Source organism: Natronorubrum texcoconense, assembly GCF_900100335.1.
GTDB classification, from domain to species: Archaea; Halobacteriota; Halobacteria; order Halobacteriales; family Natrialbaceae; genus Natronorubrum; species Natronorubrum texcoconense.
In genome coordinates this window covers 314,152-328,744 of record NZ_FNFE01000003.1, presented here as the reverse complement: position 1 = coordinate 328,744, position 14,593 = coordinate 314,152, and the positions used below count along the sequence as shown (strand labels likewise).

General features: G+C 64.1%; 19 protein-coding genes. 10 read left to right on the top strand and 9 right to left on the bottom strand.

The annotated features are described in order from the left end of the window. Positions 1-172: 172 nt before the first annotated feature. Positions 173-1,150, top strand: a complete 978-nt coding sequence (locus BLT08_RS12115; protein WP_090307205.1) for an aldo/keto reductase — start codon at positions 173-175, stop codon at positions 1,148-1,150. A 25-nt stretch (positions 1,151-1,175) separates the two neighbouring features. On the opposite strand, the gene BLT08_RS12110 is transcribed toward BLT08_RS12115, so the two are convergent. After that, positions 1,176-1,730: a DUF8170 family protein gene (locus tag BLT08_RS12110; protein ID WP_090307201.1), complete on the bottom strand. Its 555-nt coding sequence runs from the start codon at positions 1,728-1,730 to the stop codon at positions 1,176-1,178. A 142-nt stretch (positions 1,731-1,872) separates the two neighbouring features. On the opposite strand from BLT08_RS12110, the gene BLT08_RS12105 reads away from it, so the two are divergent. Continuing rightward, positions 1,873-2,292: a helix-turn-helix transcriptional regulator gene (locus BLT08_RS12105; RefSeq protein ID WP_090307196.1), complete on the top strand. Its 420-nt coding sequence runs from the start codon at positions 1,873-1,875 to the stop codon at positions 2,290-2,292. A gap of 43 nt (positions 2,293-2,335) precedes the next feature. Here the strand turns inward: BLT08_RS12105 and BLT08_RS23005 are convergent, their stop codons facing one another. The 3 genes from BLT08_RS23005 to BLT08_RS12095 form a co-directional block, all read right to left on the bottom strand. Then, positions 2,336-2,494 carry a hypothetical protein gene (locus BLT08_RS23005; RefSeq protein WP_175529296.1) on the bottom strand — a complete coding sequence of 53 codons (159 nt, stop codon included), beginning with the start codon at positions 2,492-2,494 and terminating at the stop codon, positions 2,336-2,338. An 82-nt stretch (positions 2,495-2,576) separates the two neighbouring features. Further along, positions 2,577-3,116: a CBS domain-containing protein gene (locus tag BLT08_RS12100; protein ID WP_090307193.1), complete on the bottom strand. Its 540-nt coding sequence runs from the start codon at positions 3,114-3,116 to the stop codon at positions 2,577-2,579. Between the two features lie 86 nt (positions 3,117-3,202). After that, on the bottom strand, positions 3,203-3,556 hold the full coding sequence (locus tag BLT08_RS12095; protein ID WP_090307189.1) for a DUF555 domain-containing protein: 354 nt from the start codon (positions 3,554-3,556) through the stop codon (positions 3,203-3,205). 331 nt (positions 3,557-3,887) lie between these two features. On the opposite strand from BLT08_RS12095, the gene BLT08_RS23375 reads away from it, so the two are divergent. Together BLT08_RS23375 and psmB are read left to right on the top strand one after the other, a co-directional pair. Beyond that, on the top strand, positions 3,888-4,067 hold the full coding sequence (locus tag BLT08_RS23375; RefSeq protein ID WP_090307185.1) for a hypothetical protein: 180 nt from the start codon (positions 3,888-3,890) through the stop codon (positions 4,065-4,067). A gap of 235 nt (positions 4,068-4,302) precedes the next feature. Further along, entirely contained in the window at positions 4,303-5,034 is a 732-nt protein-coding gene (gene psmB / locus BLT08_RS12085) for an archaeal proteasome endopeptidase complex subunit beta (RefSeq protein ID WP_090307182.1), read from the top strand. A gap of 153 nt (positions 5,035-5,187) precedes the next feature. Here psmB and BLT08_RS12080 read toward each other — a convergent pair whose 3' ends face one another. Then, the gene (locus tag BLT08_RS12080; RefSeq protein ID WP_090307177.1) at positions 5,188-6,303 is read right to left on the bottom strand and encodes a Gfo/Idh/MocA family protein; all 1,116 of its coding nucleotides are present in this window, start codon (positions 6,301-6,303) and stop codon (positions 5,188-5,190) included. Positions 6,304-6,582: 279 nt separating this feature from the next. Between BLT08_RS12080 and BLT08_RS12075 the strand changes: the two genes are divergently transcribed. Then, positions 6,583-7,299, top strand: coding sequence for a ThuA domain-containing protein (locus tag BLT08_RS12075; protein WP_090307173.1), 717 nt, complete (start codon positions 6,583-6,585; stop codon positions 7,297-7,299). Positions 7,300-7,327: 28 nt separating this feature from the next. On the opposite strand, the gene BLT08_RS12070 is transcribed toward BLT08_RS12075, so the two are convergent. The 3 genes from BLT08_RS12070 to BLT08_RS12060 form a co-directional block, all read right to left on the bottom strand. Next, on the bottom strand, positions 7,328-8,614 hold the full coding sequence (locus BLT08_RS12070) for a TIGR00341 family protein (RefSeq protein ID WP_090307170.1): 1,287 nt from the start codon (positions 8,612-8,614) through the stop codon (positions 7,328-7,330). A 235-nt stretch (positions 8,615-8,849) separates the two neighbouring features. Then, positions 8,850-9,701 (bottom strand): eIF2B alpha/beta/delta subunit family protein, encoded by an 852-nt coding sequence (locus BLT08_RS12065; RefSeq protein ID WP_090307166.1) that lies wholly within the window; start codon positions 9,699-9,701, stop codon positions 8,850-8,852. A gap of 63 nt (positions 9,702-9,764) precedes the next feature. Next, positions 9,765-10,088: a DUF5783 family protein gene (locus tag BLT08_RS12060; RefSeq protein WP_090307162.1), complete on the bottom strand. Its 324-nt coding sequence runs from the start codon at positions 10,086-10,088 to the stop codon at positions 9,765-9,767. A gap of 105 nt (positions 10,089-10,193) precedes the next feature. Here BLT08_RS12060 and BLT08_RS12055 point away from each other — a divergent pair, with 105 nt between their 5' ends. The 5 genes from BLT08_RS12055 (at position 10,194) to BLT08_RS12035 (ending at position 14,251) form a co-directional block, all read left to right on the top strand. Then, positions 10,194-10,517: a DUF7969 family protein gene (locus BLT08_RS12055; RefSeq protein WP_090307159.1), complete on the top strand. Its 324-nt coding sequence runs from the start codon at positions 10,194-10,196 to the stop codon at positions 10,515-10,517. A 218-nt stretch (positions 10,518-10,735) separates the two neighbouring features. Then, positions 10,736-11,812, top strand: coding sequence for an Mrp/NBP35 family ATP-binding protein (locus BLT08_RS12050; protein ID WP_090307157.1), 1,077 nt, complete (start codon positions 10,736-10,738; stop codon positions 11,810-11,812). Then, positions 11,809-12,084 (top strand): DUF7976 family protein, encoded by a 276-nt coding sequence (locus BLT08_RS12045; protein ID WP_090307154.1) that lies wholly within the window; start codon positions 11,809-11,811, stop codon positions 12,082-12,084. The genes BLT08_RS12050 and BLT08_RS12045 overlap by 4 nt, the downstream gene beginning before the upstream one ends. A 317-nt stretch (positions 12,085-12,401) precedes the next feature. Next, positions 12,402-13,409, top strand: a complete 1,008-nt coding sequence (locus BLT08_RS12040) for a helix-hairpin-helix domain-containing protein (RefSeq protein ID WP_090307150.1) — start codon at positions 12,402-12,404, stop codon at positions 13,407-13,409. 170 nt (positions 13,410-13,579) lie between these two features. Next, positions 13,580-14,251, top strand: a complete 672-nt coding sequence (locus BLT08_RS12035) for a uracil-DNA glycosylase (RefSeq protein ID WP_245724206.1) — start codon at positions 13,580-13,582, stop codon at positions 14,249-14,251. A 12-nt stretch (positions 14,252-14,263) separates the two neighbouring features. On the opposite strand, the gene BLT08_RS12030 is transcribed toward BLT08_RS12035, so the two are convergent. Beyond that, positions 14,264-14,500, bottom strand: coding sequence for a hypothetical protein (locus tag BLT08_RS12030; protein WP_175529295.1), 237 nt, complete (start codon positions 14,498-14,500; stop codon positions 14,264-14,266). Positions 14,501-14,593: the final 93 nt, after the last annotated feature.

Genomic DNA, 14,593 nt, shown 5'->3' with positions numbered 1-14,593 from the left:
GCACAGAAAAACGGCGATACTGTGGGGAATCGAGCGACGATAGCGCTGGTCAGTCGCCGCGACTGAACACGCCCTTGATTCGCGAGACGATACCACCGTCGTCGTGCGGGATTGCCACGTTCCACGTTGCCGTACCACGTACTATTTTTTGCTCGGGGAGCGTCTCGCGGGTATGGAGTACACGACGCTCGGTTCGACCGGGATGGAAGTCAGCCGCCTCTGTCTGGGCTGTATGAGCTTCGGCTCGAGCGACTGGCGCGAGTGGGTCTTAGAGGACGAGGAGAGCGCGGAGATCATCGAGCGCGCGATCGACCTCGGGATCAACTTCTTCGATACGGCGAACATGTACTCGCGGGGCGAGTCCGAGCGCGTGCTGGGGGAGGCGCTCGAGGGCTACGACCGAGACGCACAGGTCATCGCGACGAAGGGGTTCTTCCGGATGCGCGAGGACGACCCGAACTCGGGTGGGCTCTCCCGAAAGGCGATCGACCAGGAACTCGCGGCCAGCCGCAAGCGACTGGGGGTGGAGACGATCGATCTCTACCAGCCACACCGCTGGGATTCCAAGACGCCGATCGACCAGACGCTGCGGGCGCTCGACGACGCCGTCCGTCGCGGTCACGTCCGTTACGTCGGCGCTTCCTCGATGTGGGCCCACCAGTTCGCCGAGTCGTTACACACGAGCGAGTCGCTGGGACTCGAGCGATTCCAGACGATGCAGAACCACTACAACCTCGTCTACCGCGAGGAGGAACGGGAGATGCTGCCCCTTTGCGAGAAAGAAGACGTCGGCGTGATGCCGTGGTCCCCGCTGGCTCGCGGCTACCTCGCGCGTCCGCACGAAGAGATCGACGCCACGAAACGCGGTGAGACGGAGGAGCACATGTACGAACATCCGTATCGGGAGGGCGGCGGCCAGAAGATCAACGAGCGCGTGGCGGAGATCGCCGCCGAGAAAGGGGGCACGATGGCCCAGATCTCGCTCGCGTGGCTGTTGCACAAAGAGTGGGTCGACGCGCCGATCGTCGGCACGACCAGCGTCGAACACTTAGAGCAGGCCGTCGAGGCGCTCGAGATCTCGCTGTCGGAGTCGGATATGGCGTACCTCGAGGAGCCGTACGAGCCGGTTCCCGTCTCAGGACATACCTGATTCCGCGGACAGCGGCGACAGGGGACTACGGAAGGGCTTCGACGGCCTCGAGCAGGTCGTCTTCTGTCTCCCACCGGTGGAGTCGCCCGTCGGACTCGAGCAGTTCGAAGACGCCGTCTTCCATCCAGCCGTAGGGGTGGTCTTCCTCGGCGTCGGGGTACTCCCGCTTGAGGACGTGGCTCTTCTCGTAGTACTCTTCGCTGCCCACGAGCAGCCCCTGTTCGACGAGGAAGCCGCTGGGCTCGCGCTCGGCGACGCCGACGATGTGGGTGACGAGATCCGCGATCAGACAGAACTTCTGGATACCGTTGTCCCAGTTCCCGCGAACGTCGCTCATTCGGAAGGCGTAGGCGTCCGCTCGACGGTCGAGTCGGTCGACGACGAGATCGAGCCGGCGCATCTGCGCGGGATCGTAGTTCCCGAGGACGAAGTAGGACCGATCGCGCTCGTAGATCGGCGTTAGCTCGCTCAGCGCGTGGAGGAGGTCCTCGTTCTCCGCGAGCGTGAGGTCATCGGCCTCGAGTCGCTCCGTCGCGCTCGTGAGCACCTCGTCGGGGACTGGCGGCGACTCGTCGGTCATACCCGGCGTTTCACAGGAGACGACAATAGGATTTACTACACCGTTTCCGTTTCCGAAACTGGTCCGTTATCGGCCCACGATTCACCGCAGGGTGATTTACCCCAGGGTAAACTACTTGGCGGGTGACCGCGTAGATGGGCGCATGAGTACCGACGTGGGACCGGTGGCGGGAACGGAGACGCGCGAACTCCTCCACTTCGTCACGCAAAAGACCCGATTCGCCCTGCTCACCAACATTCTGCAACACCCCGAGCAACTGCCCTCGATGTACGAACTCGAGGAACTGAACCCGAGCGTGAGCGAGGCGACGGTTTACAAGCACGTCCAGAAACTGATCGACGCCGGCGTCGTCGAGGAGCGTGCCCTCCCCGACGGCGAGCGACGGCAGGGCTATCCCTGGAAGTTCTACGGCCTGACCGACGAGGGTCGGGCGTTTCTCGAGACGCACGACGTGCTCGCAGCCGAGGAGACGCTCCAGCGAATCTACGAGACGATTTCCGACAAACCCGAAAAGATGGTCAAGTACGAGAACGCGCCGCGCCCCGACGCCGAACGCGAGTAGCACGTGCGAAGCCGCGACGAACCCGCTCGCCCGCTCGAGCGGCCTACTCTGGCGACGGCTCGGTCTGTGCGTGAATCCAGTTTCGGACCCGCTCGGAGAAGGTTCCGATACCCAGTCCCGCGAAGAACGTGAGGAGGCTTGGGATGAGAACCCACAGCAGGCTTGGATGTTCCGTTCCGGCGTGGAGTAGCGTTTCCATCATGTATAGCGCGACGTTCGCGGTTCACGACCCTCAATCTACCGCTTTCGAGGTGCCGACGGGAGCCGACTCGCCGAACGTCGACTCAGGAGAACCGCGAGGCGATGTCCGCTTCGGTGATGATCCCGACCGTCTCGCCGGCCTCGGTGATCATCACGGCCTTGTAGTGCTCGAGCAGGTTGCTAATCTCGTCTAGCGTGGCGTCTTTCGACACCGTGGGAAAGCTCTCGCTCATGTGTTCCTCGACGGGTTCGTCTCGCGCCTCGGAGTCGAGGTGAACGAGGTCGCTCTGGCTGATCGAGCCGACAGGGATCCCGTCCTGGATGACCGCCAGCTGGGAGTAGGCCTCCTCCTCCATCTTCCGGGCGGCCGCCTTGACGGCGTCGTCCGGTGTGACGTTGACGACGGCCTCGTTCATCAGATCCTTCGCGCGGACGACGTCGCCCTCCGCTTTCTCGAGGGCGTTGACGATTCGTCGCAGTGTCGACAGTCGCGGGTCGACGTCGCCGCCTTCGATCCGGGCGATCAGCGGCTGGGAGACGTCTGCCGTGTCCGCGAGTTCGCTCTGGGTCAGCCCGAGTTCGGTTCGGCGCTGGCGCAAGTCCGCGGGCGTCGGGAGTTCCATACGCCACAATAACTGCGGGTTATAGAAAATGTTTTGGGTTGAGTTTCTGTCGCGGTGACAGAGCGCCGTTACGCTATCGGTGAACGCTATTCGTCCTCTTCCGTTTCGAAGATTTCGACGACGGAGAGGGGGACGTCTCGCAGTGCACCGCCGACCTCGCTCTTTGCGATCCGGGAGGCGTGTTCCTCGCCCTCCGCGTTGAAGACCTCCATCTCGAGTCCGAGGCCGACGAGCGCGGTGTCGGCCGCGATGAACGCGGAGTCGAAGGGCTCGCCGCAGGCGGGACAGCCCGTCGCGCCGACCTCGACCTCGACGTAGTCCATGTTTTCACTGTTGAGTCGTTTCCCCGCTTCGCTGACGGCGACGCCGATCGCGTCGTCGATCTCCTCGACGTCACGAACGAGCCACGCGGCTTCCATCGCGACGAGATAGTTGGCCATACGTCGTGGTCGGTCCGGGGGGTTTCCTCTCTTGCGGTTCGTCGGCGGCGGACGAGGGTTGTTCCAGCGCGTGAGAGACGATACCGTTCGTCAACCGTGCGCTCGAGGTGCGCACGTGAGCCGGATAATGCTCATAAGTTACGAGAAATGCCCGGATCGATTGCCGCCCACTTAGCTGTACATCGCCTCGAGTCCGTCTCGAGTTGGGACTACTGAAACCTGAGTTGAACCGCAAGACTGCGTCGACCTCCTGAGCGATCAACGATCGTTACGGATTCCGCTCGTCAGGAAAGCTTATATACACCCCTGAACTGTGCCCGGTTGAACGTCGATGATATCCCGCGTCTTCCGCGCGACGCTGTTCGCACTGTACCAGTTGTGCATTGTGATCGGTATCGCCGCGATGCCACTCGCAATGGCCGCCCGCCAAGCTGGAGTTACCATCCCGGTCCACCGCATGCTCGAAACTGTCGAGGCAGTTTACGAAACCACGCAACCAACTGACGACTGATTGACCCGTCCCCGACAGAGTCGTCCCTGACCGATCCCTCCCGACCGACCACTGTTTCTCACATAAATCGACTCGAGAGCCGCTGCTACCGTCGTCTCCGCTGAAACGATTCACACACCGATCGCACGGCCGCCGTAGACGGCGTGTGCAGTGACGTTCGGCGGGGCCGATGAAACCGGAAACCTCGGCGGTGACCGCCGGGGTTTTATATCGTGCCAGCCCTACCCTTCGGTCAATGCGAGCGCCCCAACATAACTCGGACTTCTCCCGTACCGTCGACCAACTGGCCGACGATCCGGACCCGTACGGGCCGGAGATCGGTTCGATGCCCCAGAACGACCTCTCGCGTGCCGACCTCGACAACGTCAACAAGACCGGCACGACGACGATCGGCATCACGACGACCGACGGCGTCGTCATCGCGACCGACATGCGTGCCAGCCTCGGCGGCCGCTTCGTCTCGAACAAGAACGTCCAGAAGGTCGAACAGATCCACCCGACCGCCGCGTTAACCCTCGTCGGCAGCGTCGGCGGCGCACAGTCGTTCATCTCGACCCTCCGAGCCGAGGTCAACCTCTACGAGGCCCGACGCGGCGAGGGAATGAGCATCGACGCCCTCGCCACGCTCGCGGGGAACTTCGCCCGCGGCGGTCCGTTCTTCGCCATCCACCCGATCCTGGGCGGCGTCGACGACGAGGGCTCCCACGTCTACAGCATCGACCCCGCCGGCGGCGTCATGAAAGACGACTACACGGTCACCGGCTCCGGGATGCAACTCGCCTACGGTCACTTAGAGCAGGCCTATGAAGACGGGCTCTCGAACGACGAGGCGAAGACCATCGCGGCCCGCAGCATCAAGTCCGCCGCCGAGCGCGACACCGGCTCCGGGAACGGTGTCTTCCTCTGTGAGATCACCGACGAAGGCGTCGACATCCACGGACACCACGACTTCGACGAAGTCATCTAAGGCGACTCCCACGACCGATTTCGTTTTTCGACCCGCTCGTTCGATTCGACAGCGACGACTTCGTGCGCTTCGATCGTCGGTCACCGTCGCTCAGAATCGGTTAGGACGGGCGAATACAACAAACTCAGCGAAGACTGGACGCTCCGAGAGCCGTCAGTTGAGCCGTGCGCGCTGCTCGGCCTCGAGTTCCGGCTCCGTCAGTTGCGTCGCGCGCCCGGTCTCGCTCGAGCGGTAGATCGCCTCGATCACGCGCTGGACGGTGAGGGCCTCCTCGACGGTGTTCGTCTCGGGCGGGGTGCCGGCGGCGACGGCCGCGAGGAACTGCTCGTCCTGCGCCGTGTAGCCGGTGAGCGACGAATCGCCCGTGAGCGCCACGTCGGCGTAGTGATCGCCGCCGACTGTTCCCGTCTCGAGGATGTCGAGGCTCGTGTCGCCGATCTCGAACTGTGCGCCGGCGTCCGTCCCGCGCACGCGGAAGTCCATGCTCTCCTCGCGGTTGGTCGCCCACGCGGCCTCGAGCGAGATGGTTTCACCGCCCGCACAGCGGATGAAGGCGCTGACGGAGTCGTCGACCTCGTAGGTCTCGCTCTCGGCGTCCCAGTTGTCGCCGAAGCCGTCGGGATCCGCGTACTCTTCGGTCGTTCCGAACGTCGTTCTGGTGACGCCCGAGACCTCCGTGATCTCCGGGAAGTCGAGCGCGAAGAGGGCGAGATCGAGTGCGTGGACGCCGATGTCGAGCAAGGCGCCGCCGCCGGCGAGTTCGGGGTCGGTGAACCAGGAGCCGGGACCGGGGACGCCCCGCCGCCGAACGTAGTTCGCCTCGACGTGCGTGAGATCGCCGAACCGGCCGCGAGCGTGGTGCTCGCTGAACATGGCCATCGACGCGGCGTGACGGTTGTGAAAGCCCACCATACAGATGCCGTCCGCTCTCGCCGCGGCCCGTGCGACCCGCTCTGCGCTCTCTAAGGTGTGCGCGAGCGGTTTCTCGACGAGGACGTGACAGCCGGCCTCGAGGGCGTCGACGGTGATCGGTTCGTGGAATCGGTTGGGAGTCGTCACGATGACGGCGTCGACGGCGTCGTCTTCGACCAGTCCCTCGTGAGTTTCGTACGTCGCCGCGCCGAACTCTGTGGCGAAGCGCTGGCGCTGTGCCTCGACGAGGTCGGCGCCGGCGACGACGTCCGCACCGAGTTCGGAGATACTTCGTGCGTGGAGGTGCCCCATCCCGCCGAGTCCAACGATTCCGACGCCGATTCCGGCGCCGATCATCGCGAAACCCTCGATTGTTGAATCGTCGAGAAGGAAGGACGCTGAGAAACAACCCATTTCGATCTCGTTTGTGTGCGATTCCAGTCCATAGAGAGAAGGAGGCGGCGACCAAAATAAGGGTTGTGACCGATTAATTTGCGTACTATGTGTGTCTTTCTCGATGAATAACAGTATTACTCCGAGTACTTGTGGAAACAGTAGAAATAATTTTATATTTTTGTGTGACAGTCACGTCTCCGCACCGGCCGTCCTAAGCGCCTGGCCGATGAGGAGTAGTCGATGGCTGCAGTTACGATCTGGAACGAGTTTCGACACGAACGCGAAGACGACGAGGTCGCAGCCGTCTACCCGGACGGCATGCACGAAACGATTGCCGACGCACTCAGCGACCACGGCCACGACGGCGAGTCCGACCACGACGTCCGAACCGCGACGCTCGACGAACCCGAACACGGACTCTCCGAGGACGTCCTCGAGCGCACGGACGTCCTGCTCTGGTGGGGTCACGAGGCCCACGACGAGGTCTCGGATGCGGTCGCCCAGCGCGTCCAGGAGCGGGTGCTCGAGGGAATGGGGCTGATCGTCCTCCACTCCGGCCACTACTCGAAGCCGTTCAAGCGGCTCATGGGGACCACGTGTAGCCTGCAGTACCGCGAGGACGGCGCGAAAGAGCGGCTCTGGGTCGTCGATCCCGGTCACCCGATCGCGGACGGGCTCGAGGAGTGTATCGACCTGCCCCGAACCGAGATGTACGGCGAACCGTTCGACGTCCCCGAACCGGACCGACTGGTGTTCAACAGCTGGTTCGAGGGCGGCGAGGTGTTCCGCAGCGGCTGTTGTTATCGGCGCGGGAGCGGCCGAATCTTCTACTTCCGGCCGGGCCACGAGACGTACCCGATCTACGAGAACGACGACGTTCGGCGGGTGCTTCGGAACGCCGTCGACTGGGCTACGCCCACCGAGGGCGCGCCGCGGACTTTCGGCGAGCGGGACTGAAGCGGTCGACGACTCCGGAACGTGACTGTCACCCGCTTCGCTGCGTGTCGACCAGTTCGACGGCGACCTCGAGGTCAGTTCCGGTTGCCGCTTCCAGCCGTTCCCGAACGGTCTCGGCGAAGTCGGATGGTTCCTGCTCGCCGGGCGGTCGTTCGACGAGCACGGTGACCGACGGCTGGCCACCGGTGTAGACATCCACGAGTTCGTAGTCGACGGTGCGTTCGTGGAAGGCGAACTCGTCGAACGCCGGGTCGTCAGTCATCGCCTCGAGCTCCGTCTGGATATCGTGTTCGACCGCGGCGGTCTGATAGCTTCCGTAGGTGACGCCGCCGAGGACGAGCGAGAGGACGGCGATCGCGACGATGAGCACGGTGACTCGCGAGCGCAACTGGCCGTAGGCGTGATCGATCCGGTCCGTTCGGTGTGGACGGTAGCCGGAGAGCCACAGCAGGATCAGCGCGGTGAGGTTGATCGAAAGCACATTGATGAGCACGAGCGTGCCGGCGGTGACGACGACGGTCGGGTGTCCCCAGGCGATGCCGAGTCCGGCGGTCGCAGCCGGCGGCACGAGTGCAACGGCGATGGCAACACCGACGAGTACCGAGCCGACGTTACGAACGAGGCTGACGACGCCGGCGATGCCAGAGCCGAGCGCGAGAAACAGTGCGAGGACGCTCGGTGTGGTTCGCTCTCTGATCTCGGGAACGGTCGTGATCTCGAACCCCGGCGGGAGCAACACGGTTCCCCGCAGGAGCCACCCGATCACTGCCGCCGTCGCGACGGCGACGCAGATGCCGGTAACCTGCAGGATAACGCCACGCCCCGCGAGCGTATCGTCGTCGACGACGACCCCGACGCTCGCGGACAGCGCGGGCCCCATCAGCGGTGCGACGACCATCGCCCCGATGATAGTCGCCGCGGAGTCGAGTAACAGTCCGGCCGTCGCGATGGCGGTGCTCACCACGAGCAGGATGAAATAGGTCGATGCGGCGGGCGCGAGATCGGCCGCCCGCGCCTGAAGCTCCTCCCGGGAAATCCTGGTCCCGGCGAACTCGCGGTTCAGTTCATCCGTCCGGTCCGAGACGATCGTCTCAGCGGCCGTGACGACCGTGTACGACTCTTCGTCGAGCCCAGCAGCACGAAGATCCGAGAGAAACGGTTCGACTGCGGCTGGCGGAACGGGAACCGAAACGAGTGCCTCGAACTCGCCACGACACGATTGTTCGGAGACGGCGTAATCGACGCCCGTCGCCTCCGCTGTTTCGAGGACGAGATCCAGATCGCCGTGTGGAACGAACACCTGAACGAGACGCATACGAGTGATACGACGGAAACAGGGATAGGCTGTCGCCACAGGGATGTGACTGTCCGATTACGGTGATACTGCTGGACGTATCAACCTCGCTGGTAGTACTGAGCAGACCGCGCCCACCGTCAACACTGAGCAACCTCGGTCCACCGGTAGCGCTGAGCGACCCGCTCTCGTCACCAGTACCCAACGACCCGTTCTCGCCGACGGCTCAACGGGCAGCGATCGGAATCGAAGGGCGTCAGAACTCCCGGGGGCCCTCGTCCGTGACGACGCTCTCGAGTAACTCGACCGGCGTTGCGTCGTAGTTCGGATTCTCGACGGCGAAGCCCTCGGCGGGTTCCGGCATCACCTCGCTGCCGGTTCGGAACTCGTTTTCGAAGACGAACCCCTCGCTGACGATCTTCGACGCCGATCCGAGCACGGTCACCGGCACGTCGAGTTGGGCGGCCGTGGCGGCGATCGGGAACGTCCCCACGCGGTTGTACAGCGTGTCGTCGACGATACAGTCCATGCCGACGACGACGCGGTCGCAGTCCTCGAGGTAGACGCCGTGTGCGCTGTCCGTGATCAGCGTGGCGTCGACGCCGTCCATCTCGGCGAGCGTCCGGGCCGTCTTGCGGCCGATGTAGCGGGGCCGCGCCTCCGTGATGTAGACGTCGAAGCGCTTGCCCGCCTCGGTCGCCCGCTCGAGGGCCTCGAGCACCGTCGAGGAGTAGTCGTGCGTCAGCAGCGTCGCGCCGTCGTCGAGAATCTCGGCGGCGTTTTCGGCCGCCAGCCGTTTACCGGACTCGACCCGCGAGACGACCGCGTCGATCCGCTCCTGGGTGAGTCGCTTCGCCTCCTCGACGCTCTCGGGATCGGCGTCGGTGACGTCGTCGACGACGGCCCGAACCGCGTTCTGCAGCGAGGCGTGTGAGTGGTTGGCTCGCCGGAGCACGGAGCCGTTGCGCTCGAGCGATCGCACGTACTCCTCGACGGTGGCGAACTCCCGGTCGATCAACTCTTCGAGGGCCCGCGTCGCGCGCACGGCAACCACCGAGGAGCTGTGACTCTGCATCTCCTGAATCTCCTCGACCGTCTCGTCGATCATACCTGCACAGATTCCCGTCAGCGGCAAAGGTGTTCCGGGTGGATCCAGCCACCGAAACCGGACTCAGTCGCCCGATTCGACGCCGAAGATCCGCTCGAGTTCGCGCTCTATTCGCTCGACGAGTTCCTCGAGGACGACGTCGAACTGCTCGTGGTCGGCGACCGCGCCGACGCGTTCCTCGACATCGTCCGGTATCTCGACCCGGAACTCACCGCTTCCCTCATAGAACGGCTCGCTCTCGCTCAGCACCTTCCGGTCGATCGCTTTGAGCACCGTGGAGTCGTACCGGCCGTGAAGCTGGTTGTAGGCGTTGGAGTAAGCCTCCTCGAGTTCCTCGAAATAGTAGACGTACTTCTCCTCGAACTTCTCGGGGTCGAACTCGGTCATAGTAGGTCGTGGGACGGCGGGTGGGTAAACGGTTCGGACACGGCAGCGACGGTACGGATGCAGCGTCCCGCAGGCTTACGTCCTCGAGTCGCCTATATCCAGCCGATGACCGTCACCGTCCGCTACACCTGTCCCTACTGTAACGCCGTCGTGAGCCTCGAGCGCCCGCCGGATCTCGCGGATCGGTCGGTAACCACGATCCCGCAACCGGGCTGGGAGTACGCGGATCCCGACGACTCGGACCGCGAATCCGCCGACGGGATCGAATTTCTCTGCGGCGAAGACGGTCCCGTCACCGACCTCGAGGGCGAATCGGTCGAGGGCTGTGGCCGGCCCTTTTACCTCAACTTCGTGCGCTACGAGCAAGGGGTCGAACTCGATCCCGATCCGCCGACCTACGGCGGGCCGCGGTTCGACTTCAACGCGTGAGTAGGTGTAATCTGGGACCGTCGCACCCGCGAGCGACCGACGGGAGCGAGCGGCTTTTGTAGTCTACATTTTTTCGAGTGGTTCGACCGAGCGTAGCGAGGGAGGTCGTTCGAAACGGCTCCGCCGTTTCGTGCTGCGAGAAACCGTCGGTTTCTCGGCATCTCGAAGAAAAAAGGTGGGAACACAACCCTTTTCGACGGCCGGTTCCACCTTCGGACATGGACGAAGACGCCGTTCGCGACCGCCTCCGGACGGTCGAGGATCCGGAACTCGGCGACGATATCGTCTCGCTCGGACTCGTCAACGACATCAGCGTCGACGGCGACCGGGTCGATATCGATCTCGCGCTGGGTGCACCGTACTCGCCGACCGAGAGCGACGTGGCAGCCGAGATCCGCGAACTGCTTCTCGATGACGGGCTCGAGCCGGATCTCTCGGCGAGCATTCCCGACCGCGACGATTTCGTCACCGAGGAGCAGGTCCTCCCGAACGTCAAGAACGTCATCGCCGTCTCCTCCGGGAAGGGTGGGGTCGGCAAATCGACGGTCGCGGTCAACCTCGCCGCCGGGCTCTCGCAACTGGGTGCGCAGGTCGGCCTCTTCGACGCCGACGTCTACGGGCCGAACGTGCCCCGGATGGTCGACGCCGACGAGCCGCCGATGGCGACCGAGGAAGAGACGCTCGTGCCGCCCGAAAAGTACGGCGTGAAGCTGATGAGCATGGCCTTCCTCACGGGCGAGGACGATCCGGTCATCTGGCGCGGTCCGATGGTCCACAAGGTTATCACCCAGCTGACGGAGGACGTCGAGTGGGGTCACCTCGATTACCTCGTCATCGACCTGCCGCCGGGGACCGGCGACACGCAGCTGACGATGCTTCAGACGATGCCAGTCACTGGCGCTGTCATCGTCACGACCCCGCAGGACGTCGCGCTCGACGACGCCCGCAAGGGCCTCGAGATGTTCGCCAAACACGACACCGTCGTGCTGGGCATCGCCGAGAACATGTCGACGTTCGCCTGCCCCGACTGCGGCGGCGAACACGACATCTTCGGCTCCGGCGGCGGCCGGGAGTTCGCCGACGAACACGAGATGCCGTTTTTAGGTTCGATCCCCCTCGACCCCGCCGTCCGCGAGAGCGGCGACGGGGGTCAGCCGACCGTCCTCTCCGACGAGTCGGCCACCGGCGACGCGTTCCGAACGATCACCGAGAACGTCGCGAACAACACCGGGATCGTCCACCGACGCGGCGTCTCCCAGACCAGACGCAGCGAGGCCGCCTCTCCGGACCGATGACCACTGACGGCAAAGACGGGAGTGCCGGCGGAGACGACGGCAGCGATCCCGATACGGAGACGGCGTTCGATTCAGACCCCGAACGGGTCGCGTTCCTCCGCGAGGTCGCCGACGAGATCCGAAGCGACTCCAGCGAGAGCAAACAACTCGCGAACATTCTCTACCGAACGAGCGACCTCTACGACGCGGACGAGGAGACGACGCCCGAAGAGATCGTCCGCAACGTCAAGTTCATTCTCGAGGTCACCGAACGAGGCGGACTCGAGCGCTGAGAAGCCGGATTACGAGCATGCCCGCAGAACCCGCTTAGCTGACTCAACGGCCGTCCGGTAACGCTACCAGCAGTCTCAGGCGGTACGCCGACGTCGACTTCGGTGTATACGATCGATTTCACGGCTGTAATTGCGACGGACTGACAGTCGAGACTGAAACCCGCTGCCTGCAGTGAGCCGAGAGTCTACACCAACCTGTGGTATCAAATGGTCTCTAAAACCATTCAGGGGCAGCCGTTATCCGTCTCTGGCCCGTTCGGTTAGCTAGGAAATAGGGGCGAAGCATCCGTGCCTCGTCGCTCGTCCCGTCACCAACTATGACCAACGCAACCACACCAATCGAAGCCACGTTCGAACTACAGCGCCAGTCGATCAAACAGAGCCAACAGTTCGTCCAGCAGGGACTCGAGTTTCAGGAGAACGCCGTCGAGTCGTTCCTGCGCAACGGCTTCGCTGCCCAACGAAGCGCTCAGCGACAGGGAACCGAACTCGTCCGTCAACTCTTCGACGCACAGTTCGAAGCCCTCGAGTCTTCCCTCGACGAGAGCGGGCGCGACGTTCGTTCGACGATCGATCGACAGTTCGAGGAGGGAACGAAACAGACCCAACGGCTGCTAAACGACGGATTCGAGCAGAGCGCCGAGCTGTTCCAGCAGCTGCTTCACGCACAGTTCGACGCGATGGAGACGGCGTTCGACGGAAGCGGCTCTGACGTGCGGTCGACCGTCGATCGGCAGTTCGAGGAGTTCGAACAGCGCCAGGACGAAGTCTGGGACGAGTTCGAGATGGAGTTCGTCGACGCGATGTCGGAGCTCACCGACCAGCAACAGCAGGTGCTGACGGAGTCGGTCGAATCGCTCCTCGAGGCCCACCAGGAGACCGAACAGCAGACCGTCGACGGCGTTCGACGAGCCGAGGAGACCGCCGAGACCGTCCAACAGCAAACCGAGGAGGTCGCCGACACCATCCAGCAGGGGACCGAAGCGACTATGCAGACGACCCAGCAGCAGGCCGAATCGGTTGCCGAGACGACCCAAGAGAGCACTCAAGAGGTCGTCGACGAAGCCGCCGACGCGACAGAAGAGCTCGCCGTCGAGACGACCGACGCGATCGAGACCGCGACCGAGCAGGGCGCCGACGCTGCGGTCCAGAACCTGCAGACGCTCGAAGGCGTCGGGCAGACGTACGCCGACCGTCTCGCCGAAGCGGGCATCGAGACCCTCGCTGACCTCTCCCGGGCGCAAGCGAACGCCGTCGCTGAGGCCGCTGAGATCTCGCAGGTCCGTGCGACCGACTGGATTCAGGCCGCACAGTCCCAGTCGTAATCGACCTCGAGCGGTTCCCCGGGTAACGCAGCCCCCGTCGCAGTCCGGTTTTTTGTCGCGTGTTTTCGGTGTATCAGGACTCCCGAGAGAGCTCCCCCTCGCTCTCGATCGACGTGGGGCACGCACTCACCAGGCGCGTCGCTTTTAGTTTCCCCCTTCGAAACGCGAGTGTGGACGCGAATCAACGATCTCGAGCGAACCCGTACGGGATGGACGAGGAGTGCCGAAACTGTCCGGCGCTCTGTGAGACGCGGACGCAGGTCGTCCACGGCTACGGCGACGTCGCGGCGGACTTCCTGTTCGTCGGCGAGCGACCGACCGCGAGCGCCGACGAACTGGGCGTGCCCTTTGCGAGCCCCGAGCCCTCGGCGACCGACGACGCCCCGGACGCGGAATCGGAATCGGGAACCAGCCTCCGTCGGCTGCTCGAGCGACTCGGCCTCTGCGATTCGACCTCGCCAGCGGACGACCCCGTCCTCGAGAACGTCTACCTGACGAATCTGACGCGGTGTCGCGATCCGGAACGCCCGCCGACTGACGAAGAGATCGGCAACTGCGACCCCTACCTCACCGCCGAGATTCGGATGATCAACCCCGAGATCCTCATTCCGGTCGGCGAGCGAGCCCTGACGGAGATCGGCGTCGAGTACACGACGACGCCGGCCGACGACCTCTCGCTTCCGGCCGATCACGCGACGCGAATTCGGGGTCGCGGGTTCGAACTCGTCCCGATGGTGGACCCGCGCAACCAGACCGATGCACAGACCCAGGCGTGGCTCGAGGCGTTCGTCGATCTGATGGCGTCGGATTATCGCCAGACGAAGGGGCAGCGAGATCGGTGATCGACCGCGAGACTACCAGTACGGGCCCTCGAGCCACTGCTTCGAGCGCGCGCCGAGGACGACCAGCGCGCCGATGAAGACGACGGTCGCGATGAACACGGCGACCGTCGGCGCGAAGTAGTCGCCGGATTCGATCAGGTAGCTGTCCGCGAATCCCCAGAGTCCGAGCGCGACGAGCGCGGCGATAGAGAGCGTTCCGAGCAGTCCGACCGAGCGCGGAACCGATCGGGTTACGGTTTGATCGTCCATACGGAACTCCTGACGGTCCATCATTATAATTCGTCCGACGTCAGGTGGATGCTCGGGCGGACCTCGTGACTCGGGGGGCGTATCCCACGGCGA